Genomic DNA, 23,341 nt, shown 5'->3' with positions numbered 1-23,341 from the left:
TGTGCCGGGCGCCTTCATGCCCAGAGCGAACACGGCGGCTCGTCGATAGCATCAAGGAATGACCGTTCCCACCCTGTCCCTGTCCGCACAGCCTGCCCTCGATTCGAACGTGGACGTTCTCATCGTCGGAGCCCGCCAAACGGATGCCGCGCCGGTGCTCTACGCCGACCCCGCCTTCTCCGGCCTGACGGAGCTCCTCGCCTCCGTCGGCGTTACCGGCGCCCGGGACCAGGTCGTGCGCCTCGCGCCGACGGTCGGCGCCGCCCGCGGCATCGCCGTCGTCGGCCTCGGCCTCGGCAAGGAGATCACCGTCGACGGGCTGCGCGACGCGGCCGGGTCCGCCGTCCGCCAGCTCACCGGTGTCGACTCCGTGGCCTTCGCGTTCCCGCTGACCACCGAGGACGAGGTGCACGCCGTTCTCGAGGGCGCGGCCCTCGGCGCCTACTCCTTCACCGAGTATCGCCAGAACTCGCTCGCCAGCACGAAGCTCCCGGCCGGCCGGATCACCGTGCACACGGCGCTGGCTGCCGGCGACGCCCTCGAGCGCGTTGGCATCGTGGCCGAGGCGGTCAGCCTCGTCAAGGACCTCGTCAACACTCCCCCGTCCCACCTGTACCCGAAGTCCCTGGCCGACAAGTCCGTCGCGGCGGCCGCCGGCCTGCCCGTGACAGTCAGGGTCTGGGACGAGACGGAACTCGTCGCCGACGGCTTCGGCGGCATCGCCGGCGTCGGGCAGGGATCCAGCCGACCGCCGCGCCTGGTCAAGGTCAGCTACTCCCCTGAGGGAGCAACCCGGCACCTCGCCCTGGTCGGCAAGGGCATCACGTTCGACACCGGCGGACTCTCGCTCAAGCCGCCGGCATCCATGGTGGGCATGAAATACGACATGACCGGTGCCGCCACGGTGCTGGCCGTCACCCTGGCCGCCGCCCGGCTCGCCCTGCCGTTGCGCATCACCGCGTGGCTGTGCATCGCCGAGAACATGCCATCCGGCACGGCGATCCGCCCGAACGACGTTCTGCACATGCGCGGCGGCCGCACGGTCGAGGTGCTGAACACGGATGCGGAGGGTCGCCTCGTACTTGCCGACGGCATCGTGGCCGCCGGCGAGGAAGAGCCCGACGCGATCATCGACGTCGCCACCCTCACCGGGGCCCAGGTCGTCGCCCTCGGCCACCGGTACTTCGCCGCCATGGGCGACGACGACCTCGTGCGGCAGGTGCTCGACGCGAGCAAGGCCACCGGCGAAACCGGCTGGCCGATGCCCCTGCCCGACGACCTGCGCAGCCTCCTCAACTCCGACGTTGCCGACATCGCCAACGCCAAGATCGGCAACACGGCCGGCGGGATGATGCTCGCCGGCGTGTTCCTGCGCGAATTCGTCGGCAAGCGCGGCGCCGGGGAGGACGCGGTGACCATCCCCTGGGCCCACCTCGACATCGCCGGGCCGTCCGAGAACGCGTCCGCGTGGGGGTTCACTGGCGCCGGACCGACCGGAGTTTCCGTGCGGGCGCTGCTCCGGCTGGCCGAGGACTTTTCACGCCCGTAGTACAGTCGTAGACGGCGAGAAAACTTGCCGTCCTGCGGCTGCCCCGGCCCATCACCATTCCGCCGGGCGGAACGCACGAGAGTTTGTGATGCACGAGGGAGTAACTGGGTGTCGGAGCAGAAATTTGACCTTGTCGTTCTCGGTGGAGGAAGCGGTGGATACGCGGCGGCCTTGCGCGCAATCCAGCTGGGCCTCACCGTCGGTCTGATCGAGAAGGGCAAGCTCGGGGGGACCTGTCTCCACACCGGTTGCATCCCGACCAAGGCGCTCCTGCACTCCGCCGAGGTTGCCGACGTCAGCCGCGAGGCGGCCAAGTACGGCGTCACGACCACGTTCAGCGGCATCGACATGGCGGCGGTCACCGCTTTCCGTGAGGGCATCGTGGCCAAGAAGTACAAGGGCCTCGACGGAATGATCCGCGCCAAGGGCATCACGGTCATCGAGGGCGAAGGCCGCCTGGTCTCTCCCACGACCGTGCAGGTCGGCGAAGACACGATCGTCGGCACCAACGTCATCCTCGCCACCGGGTCTTACTCCCGCTCGCTTCCTGGCCTCGAAATCGGCGGCCGCGTCATCACCAGCGAGCAGGCGCTCGCGCTCGACTACGTTCCCAAGAAGGTCGCCGTGCTCGGCGGCGGCGTGATCGGCGTCGAATTCGCCAGCGTCTGGAAGTCCTTCGGCGCCGACGTCACCATCATCGAGGCGCTCCCGCACCTCGTGCCCAACGAGGAAGAGTCGATCTCCAAGTCGCTCGAGCGCGCCTTCCGCAAGCGCGGAATCGCCTACAAGCTCGGCATCCGCTTCCAGAGCGTCACCCAGGACGAGGACGGCGTTGTTGTCACGCTCGAGAACGGCGACACGATCGAGGCCGAGATCCTCCTCGTCGCCGTCGGCCGCGGCGCCTTCACGGCCGGATTCGGCTTCGAGGAGGTTGGCGTCACCATGGACCGCGGCTTCGTCATCACGAACGAGCGCCTCGCCACCAACATCCCGAACCTCTACGCGGTCGGCGACATCGTCCCCGGCCTGCAGCTCGCACACCGCGGCTTCCAGCAGGGCATCTTCGTCGCCGAGGAGATCGCGGGCCTGAACCCGATCGTCGTCGAGGACATCAACATCCCCAAGGTCACCTACTGTGACCCGGAAGTCGCATCGGTCGGCTACTCCGAGGCGAAGGCCGCCGAGAAGTTCGGTGCGGACCAGGTCTCCAGCTACGAGTACAACCTCGCCGGCAACGGCAAGAGTTCCATCCTCGGCACGGCAGGTTCGATCAAGGTCGTGCGCGTCAAGGACGGCCCGGTCGTCGGCGTGCACATGATCGGCGCGCGCGTCGGCGAACTGATCGGGGAGGGCCAGTTGATCGTGAATTGGGAGGCCTACCCGGAGGACATCGCACCGCTGCTCCACGCGCACCCCACGCAGAGTGAGGCGCTCGGCGAGGCCTTCCTGGCCCTGGCCGGCAAGCCCCTGCACGGCTAAGCGCCACACAGATTTTCGGTTCAGAAATTTTCAGACAAATGGTTTTGAAGGAGACAAGCGCATGAGCGAATCCGTTAACCTCCCGGCACTCGGGGAGAGTGTCACAGAGGGTACGGTAACCCGCTGGCTGAAGAACGTGGGAGACCGCGTCGAGGTCGACGAGCCCCTACTCGAGGTTTCCACTGACAAGGTGGACACCGAGATCCCGTCGCCGATCGCCGGTGTGATCGAAGCCATCCTGGTGCAGGAAGACGAGACCGTCGAGGTCGGCACCCCGCTGGTCACCATCGGTGACGGTTCCGGCGGTGCGGCACCCGCCGCCGAGGCGCCCGCCGAGGCAGCGGCTCCGGCCGCAGAGGTTCCCTCCACCGAGGCGCCCGCCCCGGCCGAGGCACCTGCGGCCGAGGCGCCCGCCGAGGCAGCGGCCCCGGCCGCAGAGGTTCCCTCCACCGAGGCGCCCGCCCCGGCCGAGGCGCCAGCCCCGGCCGTCGCCCCGCCGGCGCCCGCTGCCGTCGAGCCGCCTCCCGCAGCAGCAGCTCCTGCCGCAGCAGCGCCTGCGCCGGTTGCCGCACCCGTCGCAGCCCCGACGGCCGCACCCGTTGCAGTTGCCGCACCGCCAGCCGCCCCCGCAGCCGCACCCGCCGCGGCCCGTGGATCGCACGCCGGAACATCCGGCTACGTGACGCCGATCGTGCGCAAGCTCGCCAACGAGGCCGGCGTGGACCTGTCCACGATCACCGGGACCGGCGTCGGTGGACGCATCCGCAAGGAAGACATCGCCGCGGCAGCCGAGGCCGCTCCCAGCGCGTCTGCTGCCCCGGTCATCGAGGTCTCGCCGCTGCGCGGAACCACCCAGCCGATGTCGCGTCTCCGCAAGGTCGTCGCCGAGCGTGCCGTCATCTCGATGAACTCCTCGGCGCAGCTCACCACCGTGGTCGAGGTCGACGTGACCCGGGTCGCCATGCTTCGCGACAAGGTGAAGGCGGACTTCCACGCAAAGACGGGCAACAAGCTCTCGTTCCTGCCGTTCTTCGCCCTGGCCGCGGCCGAGGCGCTGCGGACCTACCCGATCATCAACGCCACCGTAGACGGCGACCAGATCGTCTACCCGGCGCAGGAGAACATCAGCATCGCCGTCGACACCGAACGCGGCCTGTTGACTCCGGTTGTGCGTAACGCCGGAGAGCTCGACCTGGCCGGTTTCGCCGCCCAGATCGCCGATCTCGCCGCCCGGACGCGCGACAACAAGCTGAAGCCGGACGAACTGTCCGGAGGCACCTTCACGCTGACCAACACCGGTTCGCGCGGCGCGCTGTTCGACACCCCGGTCGTCTTCCTGCCGCAGAGCGCCATCCTCGGCACCGGAATCGTTTACAAGAAGCCGGTCGTCGTGACGACCGACGGCCTGGACTCGATCGCCGTCCGGTCCTGCCTCTACCTGGCCCTGTCCTACGACCACCGCATCATCGACGGCGCGGACGCCTCACGCTTCCTCACCACGATGAAGGCACGCCTGGAGGCCGGAGCGTTCGAGGGCAACCTGGGAATCTGATTCCCCGCTTCATCCGCTCCACCCTTCGAAAAGGGGGCGACCCGCCAGGGTCGCCCCCTTTTTTGACGCTGAGGGGTCGCATATCGACCTTCCTGAGGCAAACGAAGGTCGATATGCGACCCCTCACGGCTCGAGCTGCAGCTAGTAGTCGAAGATCTCGCGCAAGAGCCAGCCGCCCTCCCCCTTGACCGCAAGCACCGAGGCCGGCCGGCCTTGTGGCCCCGATGGGTCGGCGGGCGGGGCCGGGTCGGCGGGCGGGGCCGGTTCGGTTGGCGGGGCCAGTGCGACGAGCGCCGAGTTGCCGATGCGCTCCACCATGCTCGCCGTGTAGCCGTCGAAGGCTTGTGGGTCCGCCGCGCCTCCGCCTTGCTGGGCGGTCCTCGCGGCGTACGTGTCCGCTGCCACGACCGCCGACCCGGGCTGGTCGACGCCGTCAAGGCAGACGACGGATGCCCGGGCGAGGCAGCCGGCGCGCAGCCGGAGCAGCACCGGAACAGCCTGCACCGGGTCGTCACCGGCCAGCGCTGCAGCATCCGGCGCGGTGGCATCCGGCGCGGTGGCATCCGGCGCGTCGAAACGGCCTCTCCCCTCGGGGTCGGCCGTCGTGGAATCCACGTCTACCCCGGCCACGCCGGTCGCCGACGTGCCGGAGGAATCCGTGCCGGACGGGGCGGGCAACAACCCGAGCGCCAGCAGGACCAACCCCGCCGCCACGACGGCCGCCAGCGACAGCGGGCGCCGACGCAGCCTCACCCGGTCACGCAGCCGAGAGAGCCCGCGTCCCACCGGATGCCCCGCCAGCGCGGTGCCCAGGGTCGTGCGCAGCGCGGTGCCCAGCGCCGTGACCAGCTCCGGCGGGAGATGGAGGAGCCGAAGCCACGCCGGCAGCGGCCTCACCTCCGGCGGGACAGGGGCCCGCTGCCCCACACCGGGACCGCGTGGTCCCGGTCCGACCCCCGGCCAAACCCCAGGCCCCCGGCCCGGCCGCGCCTCGCCCGGGCCCGGCCGGCGCACGGGCGTCGCGGCGGCCCAGTCGAAGAGGCGGCGCTCCAAACCGTCGAGGCACGGCTGGAACGGCGCCGCGCGAGCCGCGTCCTCGAACCACGAAGCCAGCTGCCCGGCCGCAGGCGAGGCTGGATCCTCGGCGTCGAGACAGTCGAACACCCCGCGAACCAGCATGCCCAGCCGCAGATAATTGGCGCGGAGCGCCGGGATCCGCGGTCTTCCGGCCGGCGGCAGGTCGCGGAGGCCGCCGAGTCCGGCGAGGACCGGGCGTCCGCTCGCGTCGAAGAGCACCGAGGCCTGGCTGAGGCCATCATGCGCGTAGCCGGCCGCATGCAGCGCCGAGAGTGCCGTGACGACCGGGGCGAGGATTGTGACGGCCTCCCCCGGCCCGATCGTGTCGACGCAGGCCAGGTGCCGGCTGAGAGACGTCCCGGCCAGGCGTTCCAGCACCAGGCAGACCCGTCCGTCGGGAAGGGTCGCAACGTCCAGCAGCGCGGGCAACAGCCCCGCGGGACACCGCGACAGCGCACGGATCTCACGTTCGACCGACGCAGGATCCGCCTCCGGGCCGAAGACCTTCAGCGCCACGACGACCGCACGGCCGGCTCCCTCGCCCGTGGGCCGCCTCGCGCCCGGGCCGGCATGCCCGAGGTAGACGACGGCCCGTCGGCCCGACCCGAGGCGGCGCACCACCCGGTAGCCGGCGATCATCGACACGTGCGGGAACTCACCGGGACCGCCGCCGACCGGGTCGTCGGGCTGCGTGCCCGGGGTGTCCCCCGGCGCCGCAGCCCGGTGTGCGCGTCTTCCCACCAGGCCAGTGTCGCGCCGGGGCGGTGAGCGCCGGTCTCCACCACGGACTCCGGGGGACGACGCTTCGGCCATCGACGGTGGAGGAGGGGCCCAGACCCTAGACTGGACCCCATGCTCGACTTTGTCGTCGCGGGGCTAAGCGCCAACTCCGTGCCGTATGTTGAGGGCCTTGAGCTCCAACGCGCAGTCCACCGTTCGGTCGTCTCCGGTGAGAGACCCGACACCGTCATCCTGCTGGAACACCCCGCCGTGTACACCGCCGGCAAACGCACCGATCCGGAGGACCGTCCCACCGACGGAACGCCGGTCATCGATGTGGACCGGGGCGGCAAGATCACCTGGCACGGGCCGGGACAGCTGGTCGGGTATCCGATTCTGCACCTCGCCGAGCCCGTCGACGTCGTCGGCTACGTGCGCGGCCTCGAGGGGATCCTCATCGACGTGCTCGCCGGCTTCGGCATCGAGGGAGTCCGCGTCCCCGGCCGCTCGGGGGTCTGGGTCGGCCCGGCCGGCCGGGAAGACAAGATCGCGGCCATCGGCATCCGGGTTGCCGAAGGCGTGACCATGCACGGCTTCGCCCTCAATTGCAGCAATTCGCTCGAACCGTACAGCCGGATCGTCCCCTGCGGGATCAAGGATGCCGGCGTGACGACCATGTCGCGCGTGCTCGGCCGCGAGGTGGACACGTCCGAACTCATCGAACCCGTCCGCGCCCGATTCCAAAACGACGCGATGAGCAACGTGATGGACATCGTGACGAGCGACGTGGCGGTGACCGCGTGAGCGCCGCACCCGACGGCCGGAAGATGCTCCGCCTGGAGATCCGCAACGCCGAGACACCGATCGAGCGCAAGCCCGAGTGGATCAAGATCAAGGCCAAAATGGGGCCCGAATACCAGAAGATGCAGAGCCTTGTGAAGAGCGAGGACCTGCACACGGTCTGCCAGGAGGCGGGCTGCCCGAACATCTACGAGTGCTGGGAAGACCGCGAGGCGACATTCCTGATCGGCGGCTCGCAGTGCACCAGGCGCTGCGACTTCTGCATGATCGACACCGGCAAACCGGCCGACTACGACCGCGACGAACCGCGCCGCGTCGCGGAATCCGTCGTCAAGATGCAACTGCGGTACGCCACCGTCACCGGCGTGGCCCGCGACGACCAGCCCGACGAGGGCTCGTGGATCTACGCCGAAACGATCCGCGAAATCCACCGGCAGAGCCCGGGCACGGGCGTGGAAATCCTGGTGCCGGACTTCTCCGGCAATCCGGACCACCTCGGCGAGGTCTTCTCGGCCCGGCCCGAGGTGTTCGCGCATAACGTCGAGACCGTGCCGCGCATCTTCAAGCGCGTCCGCCCGGCATTCCGGTATGACCGGTCCCTCGACGTGCTCACGCAGGGGCGGAACGCCGGCCTGATCACCAAGTCGAACCTGATCCTCGGCATGGGCGAGGAGCGGGCGGAGGTCAGCCAGGCCCTCCAGGACCTCCACGATGCCGGCACCGACATCATCACAATCACCCAGTACCTGCGCCCCAGCGCCCGCCACCTGCCGGTGGCGCGCTGGGTGAAGCCGGAGGAGTTCGTCGAGCTCAAGGAGGAAGCCGAGGCGATCGGATTCCTCGGCGTGCTGTCCGGGCCGCTCGTGCGGTCGTCCTACCGGGCCGGCCGCCTGTGGGCCCAGTCCATGCAGAAGAGCGGCCGCGACGTGCCCGACCATCTGCGGCATCTTGCGGATGCCACGCTCGGCTTCGCGCAGGCCGTGTCGTGAGCCCTTTTCGGTCACGCGGTATTCGGCTGACTGGGTAGTCTTAGACTCATGGCACGCAGCAAGGACAAGACCCCCCGTCCCCCGAAAGAACCCGGCCGCATAAAGCAAATGTGGCAGGTCTTCCAGATGACGAGGCGCTACGACTCGAACATCGTCCTGTTCATGATCCTGGGCTTCCTGATCCCCGTCGTGGTGAGCATCGGATTCGCCCTGCTCACCTCGGGCGGCGGCTGGACCATCGCCCTGTGGGCCGTCGCCGGCGTGCTCGGCGGCGTGCTCGCGATGATGATCATCCTCGGTCGCCGTGCCGAGAAGGCCGCGTACTCCCAGATCGAGGGCCAGCCGGGAGCCGTCGGCGCGGTGCTTCGCAGTTCGCTCAAGCGCGGCTGGGTCGGCAGCGAAATGCCGGTCGCCGTGAACGGCAAGACCCAGGACGCCATCTACCGCGCCGTCGGCCGCGGCGGTGTCGTGCTGATCAGCGAGGGACCTCGCACCCGCACCGCGCGCATGCTGGACGACGAGCGCCGCATGGTGTCCCGGCTCGGCGGCAGCATCGCCGTCACCGTCATTTCGGTCGGTCCGGACGAGGACGCGGTCCCCCTGCACAAACTGGCGCGCCGCCTGACAAAGATCAAACCGACGCTCACGAAGGCTGAAGTCCTGGCCGTCAACAACCGTTTGAACTCCATGGCCAGGAAGCTGCCCATCCCCAAGGGCGTCGACCCGGCGAAGGCGCGCCCGAAGCGCGCGTAGCCGCAGCCGAACCGGAACGCCCGGCCCGTCGGGCCGGGCGTTTTCATGCCCGGACCCACGCGGGTGCAGGCCCGGGACCAGGCTCGACGTTCCGCCGACTCGAGGTCAGCCTCGGACGAGAACGGTTCCGGCTACCTTGTCGTGGAAGCCGCGCTGGTCTGAGTCCCAGACGAGCGCCGGAATGACCAGGCCGAGCAGGATCGAGCGCACGATCGGCCGCCAGGGCCCCACCCAGCCGCCGGTGAGCGGCACGACGTACAGCCCGACCAGGCGGTGTCCGATGCTGCCGCCGATCGTCGGAATGAACACGATCTGCAACGCGACGAAGATGGCCGTGGTCGCGATGCCGTTCACGAAACCGTCCCGGGAGAAGAACAGGGCCGATGCCGCATAGGCCAGCGCCCAGTCGATCGCGAGGGCAGCGATCCGTCGCCCGGCGCGGGCCACCGATCGGGGCCCGGATCGGGGAAGACCAAGCCGCTCGCCCGGCCATGTGCTCGGTGCGAGCTGGCCAAAGGGTATGGATTTCGATCTCGGTTCCGGCACTCGATCAGTCTACCGAGCTGGCTCCGGCGTAACATGTGTGAAACATAAGCGTCACCCTCGGGTAACGCCGCCAGACTAATCTCGGGGAAGTCGTACCGACCGACCTCTGTCCCAGATCCACGCCCATTGGAGTTAATCCGCATGTTCCGCGATTCCTCAGAAGTGCTCAAATTCATCAAGGAAACGGACGTCAAGTTCCTTGACATCCGCTTCACCGACCTGCCCGGTGTGCAGCAGCACTTCAACATCCCGGCCTCGACGGTGGATGAAGACTTCTTCACGGTCGGCCAGATGTTCGATGGTTCGTCGATCCGCGGTTTCGCGTCGATCCACGAGTCGGACATGCAGCTCATCCCCGACGTCACCACCGCCTACATCGACGCTTTCCGCGCCGAGCGCACCCTCATCATGCTCTTCGACATCTATAATCCGCGCAACGGCGAGATCTACTCGAAGGACCCGCGCCAGGTCGCCAAGAAGGCCGAGAAGTACCTGGCCTCCACCGGCATCGCCGACACCGCGTTCTTCGCTCCCGAGGCCGAGTTCTACATCTTCGACGACGTGCGCTACGAAGTGAACCAGCACTCCAGCTTCTACTCCGTCGACTCCAGCGAGGGCGCCTGGAACTCCGGCAAGCAGGAAGAGGGCGGCAACCTCGCCAACAAGACCCCGTTCAAGGGCGGCTACTTCCCGGTGAGCCCGGTCGACCAGCACGCCGACCTGCGCGACGACATCTGCCTCAAACTGATCGACGCCGGCCTCATCCTCGAGCGCAGCCACCACGAGGTGGGCACGGGCGGCCAGGGCGAGATCAACTACCGCTTCGACACCATGGTGCACGCGGCCGACGACATCCTGAAGTTCAAGTACATCGTCAAGAACACCGCTCACGACTGGGGCAAGACCGCCACCTTCATGCCGAAGCCCCTGTTCGGCGACAACGGCTCCGGGATGCACACGCACCAGTCCCTCTGGGCCGACGGCCAGCCGCTGTTCTACGACGAGGCCGGCTACGGCGGTCTCTCCGACCTCGCCCGCTGGTACATCGGCGGGCTGCTCAAGCATGCCCCCGCGGTCCTCGCGTTCACCAACCCGAGCGTGAACTCGTTCCGTCGCCTGGTCCCCGGTTTCGAAGCTCCCGTCAACCTGGTCTACTCGGCCGGTAACCGCTCCGCGTGCATCCGGATTCCGATCACCGGCACGAACCCGAAGGCAAAACGCATCGAGTTCCGCGTTCCGGACGGCGCGAGCAACCCGTACCTCGCCTTCGCTGCGCAGCTGATGGCCGGCCTCGACGGGATCAAGAACCGCATCGAGCCGCACGAGCCCGTCGACAAGGACCTGTACGAGCTCCCGCCCGAAGAAGCCAAGAGCATCCCCCAGCTTCCCGCGTCGCTCGAGGCCGCGCTGGACGCGCTCGAGGCCGACCACGACTTCCTGCTCGCCGGAAACGTGTTCACGCCCGAACTGATCGAGACCTGGATCAGCTACAAGCGCGAGAACGAGATCAAGCCGCTCGCGCAGCGTCCGCACCCGTTCGAGTTCGAGCTCTACTACGGCGTCTGAGCCACTTGACACCACGGCCACCTGACACCACGGCCACCTGACACCACGCGTTCCCGCCGGGGCCGCATCTCTTCGGAGGTGCGGCCCCGCCGCGTTGCGCGGGCCAGCGTGCGGGTCAGCCGGTGGTGGGCCCGGCGCGCTCCACCGGGCCGTAGAAGAGCCGCTCGAACACGGCGCGCGCCCGGCGGGTGACGGCGAGGTATTCCTCCTCGAGCGCGTTTGCGGAGCCCGGCGGATACTCCATCATCCGGGCGATGCCCTCGAGTTGAACGCGGTCGGTGGGGAGCACATCCGAGGTGCGGTTCGTCCAGAGGGTGATGGCCGAGCGGGCGCGCGAGGCGAATTCCCACGCGGCACGGAGCGTAGCCGCGTCCGCCTCGGCGACCAGGTCGGCGTCGACGGCCGCCTGGAGCGCGCTCAGGGTCGATGTCGTGCGCAGGCCGGGCACGGCCGCTGCGTGCTGCAACTGGAGCAGCTGAACGAACCACTCCACGTCGCTCAGCGAGCCCCGGCCGAGCTTGAGGTGCCGGTTCGGATCCGCCGCCTGGGGAAGGCGTTCGTTCTCGACCCGCGCCTTGATGCGCTTGACCTCGCGCACCTCCTGCTCGGCGATCGCGACCGGATAACGCACCGAGTCCGCCACCGCCTCGAAGTCGCGAAGCAGCGCCGGGTCCCCCGCCACTCCCCTGCCCCGCAGCAGCGCCTGAGCCTCCCAGGTGAGAGACCAGCGCCGGTAGTACGCCTCGTAGGAGTCGAGTGAGCGGGCCACGGGGCCGTTCTTGCCTTCCGGCCGCAGGCCGATGTCCAGGTCGAGCGGGAGGCGGTTGTCCTCGGTGAGCCGGTTGAGTTCGCGCACAATGAACCTGGCGCGGTCGTGGGCGGCTTCGCCCTGCAGCGTACCCGCCCGGAACACATACATGACGTCGGCATCCGAGCCGAAGCCCAGTTCGGCGCCGCCGAACCGCCCCATGCCGATGACCGCGAATTCGATCCCGTCCGGCGGGGCTGCTGCGTCCGCGCCGCCCAGTGCCGTTCCGCGGATGGCGGCAAGCACGCTCTGGATGACGGTGGCATTGACGTTGGTCAGCCCGGCAGCGAGCTGCTCGATCGTGAGTTTGCCGAGGACGGACGAGAACGCCAGCCGGAGCATCTCCCTGCGCCGGGCCGTGCGCAGGATCGACGCGGCGGCATCCGGGCTCTCATGCCTGGCGAGCACGGCGCGCGCCTCCTCCTGCAACGCAGCGAGCGGTCGCGGCCGCAAATCGTCTTCGTGTTCCAGCCACGCGACGGCCTCGGGGATCTTCTCGAGCAGCTCGCCGACGAACCGGGACGCGGACAGCACGTGGGTCAGGCGCTGTGCGGCGCCGGACGAGTCCCGCAGCATGCGGAGGAACCAGTACGTCGAGCCCAGGTTGTCGCTCAGCCGCCGGAAGGCAAGCAGACCGTAGTCGGGGTCGGCGCCCTCCGAGAACCACTGCAGCATCACCGGGAGCAGGTGACGCTGGATCGCCGCGCGGCGGGACACCCCGCCGGTGAGCGCGGCGATGTGGCCGAGGGCTCCCTTCGGGTTGCGGAAGCCGATCGCGGCGAGCCTGGCCTCGGCCTGGGCGCTCGTGAGGGCTCGTCCCTCGGCCGGCAGCGCGGCGACGGCGGACAGCAGCGGGCGGTAGAACAGGCGTTCGTGCAGGCCGCGCACGCGCTGTTTGGTGTCCATCCACCGTGCCGTCAGTTGGGAGGCGCTCGTGGCCAGCCCGGTCGCGCGGGCCAGGATGCGCAGGCTCGCCTCATCGCGCGGCACCAGGTGGGTGCGGCGCAGCTTCTCAAGCTGCAGCCGGTGTTCCATCAGCCTGAGCATGCGGTAGTCCTGCGCGAATTCGGCGGCCTCCGCGCGCCCGACGTAGCCCGCCTCCGCGAGGGCGACCAGGGCGGGCAGGGTTCCCGGCTGCCTCACGTCGGGGTCGGCCTGGCCGTGCACCAGCTGGAGCAGCTGCACGGTGAACTCGATGTCGCGCAGACCGCCGGGACCGAGCTTGAGCTGCACGTCGACTTCGTCATCGGGAATATTCGTCGTCACGCGCTCACGCATCCGCTGGACGGATTCGACGAAGTTCTCCCGGCTCGCGCTGGTCCACACCTTCGGGCCGACCGCCTCGACGTACCGGGCGCCCAGGTCGTGGTCGCCCGCAAGCGGCCTGGCCTTGAGCAGGGCCTGGAACTCCCAGCTCTTCGCCCACCGGTCGTAGTAGGCCAGATGCGACTCCAGCGAGCGAACGAGGGCGCCGTCCTTGCCCTCCGGCCGGAGGTTCGGATCGACCTCCCAGAGCTCCGGCTCGACGGCGAACTCATTAATGCCGCGCATCATCAGGATGGCCAGCCTGGTGGCAATGTCGACCGCCCGCGCGCTGTCGAGGTCGGATGCCTCGTCGCCCTCGGCGACGAAGATCACGTCCACGTCGCTGACGTAGTTCAGTTCGTTCGCCCCGGCCTTTCCCATACCGATGACCGCCAGGCGCGTCGCACGCACCTGCTCGACCGGGAAGATACCGTGGGCGGCAACGGCACCCGAGCACATGCTGCGGGCGACGGCCAGCGACGCCTCCAGGGCCGCCGCCGCGAGGTCGGCCAGGGTGCGCGCCACACCGTCGACGCCCGCGACCGGGTCTTCCTGCTCCAGGTCGAATGCCGCCAGCTCCGCGAGCCGCCTGCGGTAGCGCACGCGCAGGGCCACCCACCCCGCATCCTCGACCAGGGTGGCGAAGCCGTCGCGGGCGCCGACGGAATCGAGGAGGTCGGCGGACAACTCGTCGAGGCCCGGGAGGGACGTCCGGGCCTCCGCGAGTATGCCGAGTTCATCGGGGTGCCGGAGGAAGAAGTCGGCCAGGCCGCTCGACGCCCCGATCACCCGCAGCAGGCGGAGGGTTGCGTCCGGATGCTTGAGCAGGGCGCGCACCTCCCCCGGCGCCTGGCGCAGGAGGGCCAGCAGGGCGCCGAGGGCGGCATCCGGGCTCGCCGTGCTGCCCAGCAGCGGCAGGAGTTCGGCTCCATCCGGGCCGCCGAGGGAGAGGACCTCCGCGAGCCGGTCCCGGACGACGCCGAGTTCGACGAATCCCACCCGGGCAAGCTCGGTCAGGGTCAACTGTGGCCGCGCCATGACGTGCCGCTCCTCCGCCTCCTCCTAGAGCATCTCGAGGTTCTTGCGCAGCTCGAACGGGGTGACCTGGGACCGGTACTCCCGCCACTCCTGGCGCTTGTTGAGCAGCACATAGTTGAAGACCTGCTCGCCCAGCGTTTCCGCGACGAGCTCCGACTCCTCCATGAACTGGATGGCGTGGTCGAGGCTGGCGGGAAGCTGGTGGTAGCCGAGGGCACGGCGCTCCGTGTCGCTCAGGCTCCACACGTTGTCCTCCGCCTCCGGGGGAAGCTCGTAGCCCTCCTCGATGCCCTTGAGACCGGCGGCGAGCATGAGCGAGTAGGCGAGGTAGGGGTTTGCCGCGGAGTCGATGGCCCGGTACTCGACGCGCGCACTCTGCCCCTTGTTGGGCTTGTACAGGGGCACGCGGATGAGCGCCGAGCGATTGTTGAGGCCCCAGCAGACAAAGCTCGGGGCCTCGTCGCCGCCCCACAGCCTCTTGTAGGAGTTGACGAACTGGTTCGTGACCGCGGTGATCTCCGGCGCGTGCTTGAGCAGGCCGGCGATGAACTGGCGGCCGGTTTTGGAGAGCTGGTACTGCGCCCCGGCCTCGTAGAACGCGTTCGTGTCGCCTTCGAACAGCGACAGGTGCGTGTGCATCCCGGAACCCGGGTGCTCGGACATGGGCTTGGGCATGAACGTCGCGTAGACGCCCTGCTCGATCGCCACCTCCTTGATGACGGTCCGGAAGGTCATGATGTTGTCCGCCGTCGTCAACGCGTCGGCGTAGCGCAGGTCGATCTCGTTCTGGCCCGGGCCCGCCTCGTGATGGCTGAACTCGACCGAGATGCCCAGGTCTTCGAGCATCCGCACCGAGCGGCGGCGGAAGTCGTGCGCCGTGCCGCCGGGGACGTTGTCGAAGTATCCGGCCGAGTCGACGGGAACCGGGCCGTTCTTGCCGTACTTGGACGACTTGAGCAGGTAAAACTCGATCTCGGGGTGCGTGTAGAAGGTGAAGCCGCGCTCGGCCGCCTTCGCGAGGGTGCGTTTGAGCACGTTCCTCGGGTCGGCCACGGCCGGCTGGCCGTCCGGGGTCGTGATGTCGCAGAACATGCGCGCGGTCGGGTCCACTTCGCCGCGCCAGGGCAGGATCTGGAACGTGGTCGGGTCGGGGTGCGCGAGCACATCGGCCTCGAACGACCGGGTCAGGCCTTCGATGGCCGACCCGTCGAATCCGAGCCCCTCGGCGAACGCCCCTTCGACCTCGGCCGGGGCGATGGCGACCGATTTGAGGGTGCCGACGACGTCGGTGAACCACAGCCGGACGAACTTGATTCCCCGCTCCTCGATGGTACGAAGAACGAAGTCGCGCTGCTTGTCCATTCAGGCCCTTTCTTGTTCCTCCTAGGCTAGTGTCTGGCGCCGCCGATATCGCGAAAACCGGGCCGGGCAGCCGCCGATGACGCTCTGACTACACTTGAGCCATGCCAGAGTCACCCGCCCCCGCCGCATCCGCCGCCGCCCCGGAGCAGAACCCGTTCGCGGTCGTTCCCCCCGGTCCCAAGCGAGTGCGCACCCGCCATTTCCACACCGCGAAGCAGCAGGGGATCCCGATCACGGGGCTCACCAGCTACGACATGCTCACGGCCCAGATCTTCGACCAGGCGGGGATCGATTTCCTGCTCGTGGGCGATTCGGCCGGAAACAACGTGTTCGGCTACGAGACCACCCTCCCGGTGACCGTCGACGAACTCATCCCCCTTACCCGCGCCGTGGCCCGAGCCGTGACACGGGCACTCGTGGTGGCGGACATGCCGTTCGGTTCCTACGAGACCGGCGCGACCGAGGCCCTGCACACCGCCGTTCGCTTCATGAAGGAAGCCCAGGCCCACGCGGTCAAGCTCGAGGGCGGCGTGCGCAGCCACAAGCAGATCAAACGGATCGTCACCTCCGGTATTCCGGTGATGGGCCACATCGGCTTCACCCCACAGAGCGAGCACGGCCTGGGCGGGCACATCATCCAGGGCCGCGGCGAGGCAGCAGATCGGCTGATCGAGGACGCGCTCGCTGTGCAGGACGCCGGCGCATTCGCGATTGTCCTCGAAATGGTGCCCGCGACGGTCGCCGCCCAGGTGACCGCGCGCCTCGAGATCCCCACGATCGGGGTCGGGGCCGGGCCCGACGTTGACGGCCAGCTGATGGTCTGGACCGACTTCGCCGGCATGACCGACGGCCGGGTGCCCCGCTTCGTGCGCCAGTACGCGAACCTGCGCGGCGTCCTGACGGATGCCGTGCACCAGTTCAAGGACGACGTCGATTCAGGCGCCTACCCGGCCCCCGAGCACAGCTACGAGTGAGCCGGCGGCGCGGTCAGCGTTCGTCCCGGGCGTCGTCCTCTGCCCATTTGGCGCTGTTCGCCCGGAGCTTCTCCAGGGCGTGACTCGCCTCGAGCTCGGTGGCGAAGGGACCTACCCGATCGATTGACTGCGACTGGGGGCCCTGTTCGACTTTGCCGGTGCGCATGTTGTACCAGAACTGGTGTTCAGAATCAGCGGTCATAATTGATCCTATGCCTAAGAATCCCGTCGGTCAGCTCATCCCCGGAACGGTCTCGGCCACCCGGCCGGTCCCCTCCCGCATCGCCCGCCCCGAGTACGTCGGCAAGGAAGCCCCCTCCCGTTTCGAGGGCTCGGACGTCTACTCGCCCGAGAAGATCGAACTGATCCGCGAATCCGGCCGGATCGCCGCCCAGGCCATCCAGGCCGTCGGCCGGGCCGTCCGCCCCGGAGCGACCACGGACGAGCTCGACGCCGTCGGCCACGACTTCCTGGTCGCCAACGACGCCTACCCGTCGACGCTCGGCTACCGGGGCTACCCCAAGTCCCTGTGCAGCTCGGTGAACGAAGTGATCTGCCATGGCATCCCCGACGACACCGTGCTGGAGAACGGCGACCTCGTGAACATCGACATCACCGCGTTCAAGAACGGTGTGCACGGCGACAGCAATGTCACGTTCATCGTCGGTGAGGCGACCGAGGAGGTCACCCTCCTTGTCGAGCGAACCCGGGAGGCCCTCGCGAGGGGGATCAAAGCCGTGGCGCCCGGGCGCCGGGTCAACGTGATCGGCCGGGCGATCGAGTCCTACGCCAAACGCTTCAACTACGGAGTCGTGCGCGATTTCACCGGCCACGGTGTCGGCGAGGCGTTCCACTCCGGGCTGATCATCCCCCACTACGACTCGGCCCCGCTCTACGACACAGTGATGGAGGTCGGCATGGTGTTCACGATCGAGCCGATGCTCACCCTGGGCACGCACCAGTGGGACATGTGGTCGGACGACTGGACCGTGACGACGAGGGATCGGAGCATGACGGCCCAGTTCGAGCACACCCTCGTGGTCACGGAGCGCGGAGCCGATATCCTCACCCTGCCGTAGCGGGTAGGTTTTCCTTATGAGTTCTACCACGGCCATCGGGATCGACATCGGCGGCACCGGCATCAAGGGGGCTGTGGTCGACCTCTCGACCGGTGCGCTGCTCTCCGATCGAGTCAAGCTCGCGACGCCGAAGGGCGGGAGCCCACGGGACATCGTCGAAACCACCCGCCAGCTCCTGGGCATGGTGTCGACGGGCTCGGCGGGGGGTGCCGACCTTCCGATCGGCGTCTGCTTCCCCGCCGTGGTCAAGCACGGCCGGACCATGTCGGCCGCAAACGTGTCCGAGAAATGGATCGGCCTGGCGGCCGAGCAGCTCTTCGAGGACGGCCTCGGCCGCCCGATCCACTTCGTGAACGACGCGGATGCCGCCGGCTATGCCGAGGCGCAGTTCGGCGCCGCCCGCAATGTGCCGGGCGTCGTGCTCCTGACCACGCTCGGCACCGGCATCGGCACCGCGCTGCTCAACGATGGCCTGCTCGTGCCGAACACCGAGCTCGGCCACCTCGAGATCGACGGGCACGATTACGAGACCCGCGCGGCCTACTCGGTCAAGGAACGGGAGAACCTGAGCTGGGCGAAGTGGGCCGGCCGCCTGCAGAAGTACTACTCGACGCTCGAGAAGCTCTTCACCCCCGACCTGTTCATCGTCGGCGGCGGCGTGTCCAAGCACCACCAGGAGTTCCTGCCGCTGCTGAGCCTGTCGACCCCGATCGTGCCCGCCGTGCACCGCAACAACGCCGGCATCCTGGGCGCGGCGGCACTGGCGATCGGGTTCGCCGGCGTCTGAACCCGCGCCCGGGTAGGCTCCCGCCGTGGACCTATCGTGTGTGAGGAGGCTCGCCGCATGACGCCGCTCGCTGACCTTTCTTTCATCGAACCGGCGGACCGTCGGCAGTGGCGGGCCTGGCTGGAGGCCAACCATGCCGACTCCCCCGGCGTGTGGCTGGCCGTGGGTAAGAAGGGGAACACGGTCACCACGCTGACCTACCAGGCTGCGGTGGAGGAGGCCGTGTGTTTCGGCTGGATCGACAGCGTGGTGAATCGCCTGGACGAGGCCCGCTTCAAGCAGCTCATGACCCCGCGGAGGCCCGGCAGCGTGTGGGCGCAGAGCAACAAGGAACGCGTCGCTCGGCTCGCCGAGCAGGGCTTGCTGGCTCCCGCGGGATTGGCGGCCGTGGCGGCCGCGAAGGCCGACGGATCATGGACGATCCTGGACGAGGTGGAGACACTCGTTGCCCCGGCCGACCTCGCCGCGGTCCTCGCCGGCAAACCCGGTGCCGAGCACGGGTTTGCGGCGCTTCCGCCGTCGACGCGCAAGCAACTCCTGTACTGGGTCGCGAGCGCCAAACGCCCGGTGACGCGCGAGAAACGGATCGCGGAGGTCGTCGCGGCCGCCGCGGAGAACCGTCCGGTGCGACCCGGGCCGGCCGCGCCCTGACCCCGGGGGCCGAGGCCGACGACCGGGCGCTGCGGGGAGGGAATGGGCCGGCTGGTACGCCGGGTTCTGTCCCGGTGCCAAAGCACCCTGGACGGCCATCTATCTTGGGACTGCGTTGCCGCAGCCCTCTAGCGGTCTACCCGGAAACTCGGCGAGCAGCCTTAGCGTTTCCTGTTCGACCTTGCTCCGGACGAGGTTTACCGAGCCGACCAGGTCACCCTGGCCTCTGGTGGTCTCTTACACCACCGTTTCACCCTTACCCCCAGCCGAGGCCGGTGGCGGTTTACTTTCTGTGGCACTGTCTCGCGGGTTGCCCCGGGTGGGTGTTACCCACCGCCCTGCTCTGTGGAGCCCGGACGTTCCTCGGCATCCGCTGCTCCGAAAAGCACCGAATGACGCGACCGTCTTGCCGACCCATTCAGGTCAAATCCTACAGCCCGAAGCTGTGTCCCATGTCCATGGCCCGGTTGGCCAGCGCATCCGCGCGGGCATTCTCGGCGCGCGGAATCCACTCGAAGGTGACCGGCCGGTGGCCGATCAGTTCCCGTGCCTCGGCCGCCAACTCCCGCATGTCGGGATGTTTGATCTTCCAGCGGCCGGACATCTGTTCGACGACGAGCTGGGAGTCCATGCGCACGAGGATGCCCGCCGTCGGATCGAGCTCGAGTGCGCGGCGGAGGCCTTCGACCATTCCGCGGTACTCGGCGACGTTGTTCGTGGCGATGCCGACCCAGGTCCCGATTTCGGCAAGAATCTCGCCGGTCTCAGCGTCCATGACGAGCGATCCGCTGCCGGCGCGCCCCGGGTTCCCGCGAGACCCGCCGTCCGCCTCGACGATGAATGACCGGCCCACTAGATGCCGGATTCCTCCGTGCGCACCAGGATGGCCCCGCAATCGGGGCAGAAGACGACTTCGTCGGCGTCGGCGGAGCGCACGCTCTCCAGGTCGCTGCCGGTGAGCGTCATCGTGCAGCCGCTGCAGGTGCGCGCCCGGAGCAGGGCCGCGGCGTTGCCCCGGCCAACCACCCGCCGCTTCTCGTAGAGTGCGCGAAGTTCTTCGGTCAGGGTCGCCGCGATCGTCTCGCGGTCCCTGGCGAGGTCGCCCAGCTCGCGGTTCAGTTCGGCGAGCCGGATGTCCCTGGCCTTCTCCGCCTCGCTGATCCGGTCCGCGAGGGCGTCGCGGACGGTTTCCACCTCGGCGACGGCGGCTTCGCGCTCTTCGAGGCGTTCCATCACAACCAGTTCGATTTCCTCGAGGTCGGTGTGCCGCTTCCGCAGGGCGGCCAGTTCGGTCTCGAGCGCCTGGACGTCTTTGACCGACGATGTGTGCTCGACGCGCTCGGTGTCCCGGGCGATGCGCTTCTCCACCACATCGACATCGGACTCGATCCGGCCCAGCTCGATCCGCACATCCTCGAGTTCGCCGGTGCGCGCCGCCAGGGTCGTCCGTGTCTTCTCGGCCTCGGTGCCGAGCGCGGCGAGTTCGGCGTGCTGGGGCAGCGCCTTCGTCTGGTGCTGCGTCTGCTGGAGCCTGGTGTCGAGCGCCTGGAGCCGAAGAAGCTCCTTCTGCTGTGCTGGGGATGCCTTCACAATGTCCTGACCTTTACGAGTGTTGAGTGGGAACGGGTTGAGGGAGCCGGCCGGCTACTGGATGACGGCAAAGTCCCACGGATCCGTGCGGAGCTCGCTGACGGAGACGCGCATGCCGGGAAGAGCTTCGCGCAATTGCCCGGCCGCGGTCTCAAGCCACAACCATTCACTGGCCCAATGTGAGACGTCGAGCAGCGCGGGACCGGCGCCGCCGAGCCGGGCCTGCTCGCGCGCCTCGGAGGCGGGGTGGTGCCGGAGGTCGGCGGTGATGTACACGTCGGCGGCGAGCACGGACGGGTGCGCGAGGAGCGAGTCCCCGGCGCCGCCGCACAGGGCGACGGTTTCAATCGGCTGCCCGTACTCCCCCGCCGCCCGCACCCCTGATGCAGTGGGCGGCAGCAGCTGGGCCACCCGACGGGCCAGCTGGCCCAGGGTCGTCGGTTCGGCGAGCCGGCCAACGCGTCCGATGCCCGTCCCGGGGACCGTGCCCGCCGTGATGGGCAGGGCGTCAACGAGCCCCAGCCGTGAGGCGAAGACGTCCGAGACGCCGTCGACGACGATGTCGGCGTTGGTGTGGGCCGCCAGCAGCGCGCAGTTCGCGCGGATGAGACGGCTCAGCAGCGCCCCCTTGTAGCGGTCCTCGGCGACGGTGGTCACGCCGCGCAGCAACAGTGGGTGGTGCACGAACAGGAGGTCGGCATTGGCCTCGATGGCCTCGTCGACGGTGTCGGCCACGGCATCGACGGCCAGGTGGATGTGGTCGATCGGACCGGCCGGATCCCCGCTCAGCAAGCCGGGCGCGTCCCACTGCTCGGCTCCGGACAGCGGCCACAGATCGTGGGCGACCCGGGTTACGTCGGCGAGCGAGAATGACACGGGGCCAGCCTACCGGTGACTAGCTGTCGTCCGGGTGCCTGCGGACTCTGCTGCGCCTTTTCGAGAAGAATCCCCATCGCCTCGTGACCTCGACGACGCGCTCGTCCGCACGAACGCGCGGGCTGGTGATCGGTTCGGCGGCCCCGGGGACGACGTCGTCGGCATCATCCGGGAGATCCGCGTCGAACCCGCTCGCCGGCACCGCGTGAGACGGGACCGGATGAGAGGCGGTCCGGGCACCGTCATCGACCGCAGCGGCGAGATCGTCATCGCCGTGCGCTTCGGGTCCTTCGGGTGGTCCGGAGCCTTCCTGCCCCGCCGACTCGCGGTCGAGCATGCCCGGATTCTACCAACACGGGCTCCGGTTTGGTCCGGTCCGGAGCAACGAGCGCGAACACGCTTGCCATCAAGAGGATGAGGCCGGTCCAGCCGACCGGGTCGAGCCGCTCGCCGACGACGAGCACGGCCAGAACGGTGGCCACCAGCGGCTCAATCAGCGTGAGGGTCGTGGCCGTGCTGCTCCGCACGTGCCGGAGCCCCGCGCCGAAGAGCAGATAGGCCGCGAACATCGGCCCGATGGCCAGGTAGGTCGAGATCCCGATCGTGCGAGCCTCGGCCAGGAGCGGGGCCCCCGTCGCGATGAGCACAGGCAGGAGGCACAGCGCTCCAACGCCGAACAGAGCCCCCATCGTGGCGCTGGAGCCGTGCCCCCGGGCGATCATCCGGTGGGAACTGTCGGTGTAGACGGCGTAGCTCAGGCCTGCCACGAGGCCGAGCAGCACCCCGAGCGGAGCCGAGCCGTCCGCTGCAACGTCGGCCGGGCGCCCGATCACCAGCAGGGCCGTGCCGACGAGGGCGATGGCCGTGCACGCGGCCCACCGCCGAGTCAGGCCGCCCGGGTCCCGGAGGAACTCGATCAGGCCGGCGAAGACGGGAGCCGAGGCCAGCGAGACCACGGTGCCCATCATCACCCCGGCCAGGTGCATGGAACTGTAGAAGGCCAGCGGGTAGAGCACGACTCCGACGACGCCGACGACCAGGTGCGGACGGATCGAGCGATCCCGAATCACCCGCAGCGCACCGAGCGAGGAGAGCGCGAACAACAGCGCCCCACCGACGGCCATCGTCGCTGCGCCGGTTGCGAGCGGGCCGACGCTGCCCGGCAGGAAATGTGCGGCCGTGCCCGTCGTTCCCCAGAGCACTGCCGCCAGGAGGATCGGGGCGACCCCGCGGGCCTCTCTCACCAGCCCAGGGTCCCGGGCTCACCCTTGAACGGCCCGACGACGCGCGAGGTGATCCAGCCGCCGTAGAACCCGCCGGCCTGCGGCCGCACCCGTTCACCGTCCACCGTGCACTCGTCCATCCGGCCGGGATACACGGCGACGCGGCCGACCAGGTCCAGGTATCCGGGACGAGGCGACGGATAGGACCAGGCCGCGGAGTCGGCCCGCTCCCCGGTGGGGGCGACCACGGTCAGGTACGACGCTTCCCCCTTGTATTCGCACACGGTGTGGCCCTCCGCGGGCTGCAGGACCCCTGGCGCGAAGGCCGCTCGCGGCAGGTAGTAGACCGGCGGATGGCTGGTCTCCAGCACACGCACGGCATCCGTCGTGTCGGCGATGACCCGGCCGCCGAAGCGCACGACGACCCGGGATGGAACCGACTCAACCCGGGGCGGGCGCGGATAGTCCCACACGGATTCCTGGCCCGGCCCGGGCCGGGCGACCTCTTCAGGGGGCGGTTTCATCCAGCCAGCGTACGGCACCGTGACCCGGGTAGACTCCCCGCTGACAGCCTGATCGAGTAGCGCACTCCGGCGCGACTCGCGGAAAAGGAGAC

General features: G+C 69.1%; 21 protein-coding genes and 1 other RNA gene. 11 read left to right on the top strand and 11 right to left on the bottom strand.

All coding sequences use genetic code 11. From position 1 onward, the window contains the following. The first annotated feature begins 58 nt into the window (after positions 1 to 58). The 3 genes from BLQ39_RS03625 (at position 59) to BLQ39_RS03615 (ending at position 4,580) form a co-directional block, all read left to right on the top strand. A complete protein-coding gene (locus tag BLQ39_RS03625; RefSeq protein WP_092321830.1) occupies positions 59 to 1,549 on the top strand; it encodes a leucyl aminopeptidase in 1,491 nt (496 codons plus the stop codon). Positions 1,550 to 1,657: 108 nt separating this feature from the next. After that, positions 1,658 to 3,028, top strand: coding sequence for a dihydrolipoyl dehydrogenase (lpdA, locus tag BLQ39_RS03620; protein ID WP_092321828.1), 1,371 nt, complete (start codon positions 1,658 to 1,660; stop codon positions 3,026 to 3,028). A gap of 61 nt (positions 3,029 to 3,089) precedes the next feature. Beyond that, complete coding sequence (locus BLQ39_RS03615) at positions 3,090 to 4,580, top strand: 2-oxo acid dehydrogenase subunit E2 (RefSeq protein WP_092321827.1); 1,491 nt, start codon at positions 3,090 to 3,092, stop codon at positions 4,578 to 4,580. Between the two features lie 141 nt (positions 4,581 to 4,721). Here the strand turns inward: BLQ39_RS03615 and BLQ39_RS03610 are convergent, their stop codons facing one another. Continuing rightward, the gene (locus BLQ39_RS03610) at positions 4,722 to 6,398 is read right to left on the bottom strand and encodes a serine/threonine-protein kinase (protein ID WP_092321825.1); all 1,677 of its coding nucleotides are present in this window, start codon (positions 6,396 to 6,398) and stop codon (positions 4,722 to 4,724) included. 111 nt (positions 6,399 to 6,509) lie between these two features. Between BLQ39_RS03610 and lipB the strand changes: the two genes are divergently transcribed. Genes lipB through BLQ39_RS03595 form a run of 3 tightly spaced genes read left to right on the top strand, consistent with a single transcriptional unit; the run spans position 6,510 to position 8,920 of the window. Further along, positions 6,510 to 7,181, top strand: a complete 672-nt coding sequence (lipB, locus tag BLQ39_RS03605) for a lipoyl(octanoyl) transferase LipB (RefSeq protein WP_092321824.1) — start codon at positions 6,510 to 6,512, stop codon at positions 7,179 to 7,181. Beyond that, positions 7,178 to 8,167: a lipoyl synthase gene (gene lipA, locus BLQ39_RS03600; RefSeq protein WP_174775341.1), complete on the top strand. Its 990-nt coding sequence runs from the start codon at positions 7,178 to 7,180 to the stop codon at positions 8,165 to 8,167. Before lipB ends, lipA begins: the two co-directional genes overlap by 4 nt. Positions 8,168 to 8,215: 48 nt before the next feature. Then, entirely contained in the window at positions 8,216 to 8,920 is a 705-nt protein-coding gene (locus BLQ39_RS03595; RefSeq protein ID WP_092321822.1) for a DUF4191 domain-containing protein, read from the top strand. 105 nt (positions 8,921 to 9,025) lie between these two features. On the opposite strand, the gene BLQ39_RS03590 is transcribed toward BLQ39_RS03595, so the two are convergent. Next, positions 9,026 to 9,442, bottom strand: coding sequence for an RDD family protein (locus BLQ39_RS03590; protein WP_422386364.1), 417 nt, complete (start codon positions 9,440 to 9,442; stop codon positions 9,026 to 9,028). 165 nt (positions 9,443 to 9,607) lie between these two features. Between BLQ39_RS03590 and glnA the strand changes: the two genes are divergently transcribed. After that, complete coding sequence (glnA, locus tag BLQ39_RS03585) at positions 9,608 to 11,032, top strand: type I glutamate--ammonia ligase (RefSeq protein WP_092321819.1); 1,425 nt, start codon at positions 9,608 to 9,610, stop codon at positions 11,030 to 11,032. A 115-nt stretch (positions 11,033 to 11,147) separates the two neighbouring features. Here the strand turns inward: glnA and BLQ39_RS03580 are convergent, their stop codons facing one another. Then, a complete protein-coding gene (locus BLQ39_RS03580) occupies positions 11,148 to 14,183 on the bottom strand; it encodes a bifunctional [glutamine synthetase] adenylyltransferase/[glutamine synthetase]-adenylyl-L-tyrosine phosphorylase (RefSeq protein ID WP_092321818.1) in 3,036 nt (1,011 codons plus the stop codon). Positions 14,184 to 14,207: 24 nt separating this feature from the next. Then, positions 14,208 to 15,545, bottom strand: coding sequence for a glutamine synthetase family protein (locus BLQ39_RS03575; protein ID WP_092321816.1), 1,338 nt, complete (start codon positions 15,543 to 15,545; stop codon positions 14,208 to 14,210). 101 nt (positions 15,546 to 15,646) lie between these two features. Between BLQ39_RS03575 and panB the strand changes: the two genes are divergently transcribed. Then, complete coding sequence (panB, locus tag BLQ39_RS03570) at positions 15,647 to 16,519, top strand: 3-methyl-2-oxobutanoate hydroxymethyltransferase (RefSeq protein WP_092321814.1); 873 nt, start codon at positions 15,647 to 15,649, stop codon at positions 16,517 to 16,519. A gap of 13 nt (positions 16,520 to 16,532) precedes the next feature. On the opposite strand, the gene BLQ39_RS03565 is transcribed toward panB, so the two are convergent. Continuing rightward, positions 16,533 to 16,721 (bottom strand): hypothetical protein, encoded by a 189-nt coding sequence (locus BLQ39_RS03565; protein WP_092321813.1) that lies wholly within the window; start codon positions 16,719 to 16,721, stop codon positions 16,533 to 16,535. Positions 16,722 to 16,731: 10 nt separating this feature from the next. Between BLQ39_RS03565 and map the strand changes: the two genes are divergently transcribed. The 3 genes from map to BLQ39_RS03550 are packed head-to-tail and all read left to right on the top strand — an operon-like array spanning position 16,732 to position 19,036. Continuing rightward, positions 16,732 to 17,598, top strand: coding sequence for a type I methionyl aminopeptidase (gene map, locus BLQ39_RS03560; RefSeq protein WP_092321811.1), 867 nt, complete (start codon positions 16,732 to 16,734; stop codon positions 17,596 to 17,598). Between the two features lie 16 nt (positions 17,599 to 17,614). Next, on the top strand, positions 17,615 to 18,385 hold the full coding sequence (gene ppgK / locus BLQ39_RS03555) for a polyphosphate--glucose phosphotransferase (RefSeq protein ID WP_092321809.1): 771 nt from the start codon (positions 17,615 to 17,617) through the stop codon (positions 18,383 to 18,385). Between the two features lie 57 nt (positions 18,386 to 18,442). Continuing rightward, positions 18,443 to 19,036 carry a YdeI/OmpD-associated family protein gene (locus BLQ39_RS03550; protein WP_092321808.1) on the top strand — a complete coding sequence of 198 codons (594 nt, stop codon included), beginning with the start codon at positions 18,443 to 18,445 and terminating at the stop codon, positions 19,034 to 19,036. A 39-nt stretch (positions 19,037 to 19,075) separates the two neighbouring features. Here the strand turns inward: BLQ39_RS03550 and rnpB are convergent. From rnpB to BLQ39_RS03515, 6 genes are all read right to left on the bottom strand, one after another. Then, positions 19,076 to 19,453: RNase P RNA component class A (gene rnpB, locus BLQ39_RS03545), an RNA gene on the bottom strand. Between the two features lie 13 nt (positions 19,454 to 19,466). Continuing rightward, a complete protein-coding gene (locus BLQ39_RS03540; protein WP_092321806.1) occupies positions 19,467 to 19,889 on the bottom strand; it encodes a reverse transcriptase-like protein in 423 nt (140 codons plus the stop codon). After that, positions 19,889 to 20,626: a zinc ribbon domain-containing protein gene (locus tag BLQ39_RS03535; RefSeq protein ID WP_092321805.1), complete on the bottom strand. Its 738-nt coding sequence runs from the start codon at positions 20,624 to 20,626 to the stop codon at positions 19,889 to 19,891. Before BLQ39_RS03535 ends, BLQ39_RS03540 begins: the two co-directional genes overlap by 1 nt. A gap of 54 nt (positions 20,627 to 20,680) precedes the next feature. Further along, the gene (locus BLQ39_RS03530) at positions 20,681 to 21,502 is read right to left on the bottom strand and encodes a Nif3-like dinuclear metal center hexameric protein (protein WP_092321803.1); all 822 of its coding nucleotides are present in this window, start codon (positions 21,500 to 21,502) and stop codon (positions 20,681 to 20,683) included. 266 nt (positions 21,503 to 21,768) lie between these two features. Further along, positions 21,769 to 22,746, bottom strand: coding sequence for a DMT family transporter (locus tag BLQ39_RS03520; RefSeq protein WP_241986930.1), 978 nt, complete (start codon positions 22,744 to 22,746; stop codon positions 21,769 to 21,771). After that, complete coding sequence (locus BLQ39_RS03515; RefSeq protein ID WP_092321799.1) at positions 22,743 to 23,249, bottom strand: DUF427 domain-containing protein; 507 nt, start codon at positions 23,247 to 23,249, stop codon at positions 22,743 to 22,745. Before BLQ39_RS03515 ends, BLQ39_RS03520 begins: the two co-directional genes overlap by 4 nt. Positions 23,250 to 23,341 lie beyond the last annotated feature (92 nt).

It is taken from the genome of Cryobacterium psychrotolerans (genome assembly GCF_900101115.1).
In the GTDB taxonomy this organism is placed as follows: Bacteria; Actinomycetota; Actinomycetes; order Actinomycetales; family Microbacteriaceae; genus Cryobacterium; species Cryobacterium psychrotolerans.
The sequence above is the reverse complement of the archived record's forward strand: the minus strand, read 5'-3'. Positions and strand labels throughout refer to the sequence as shown.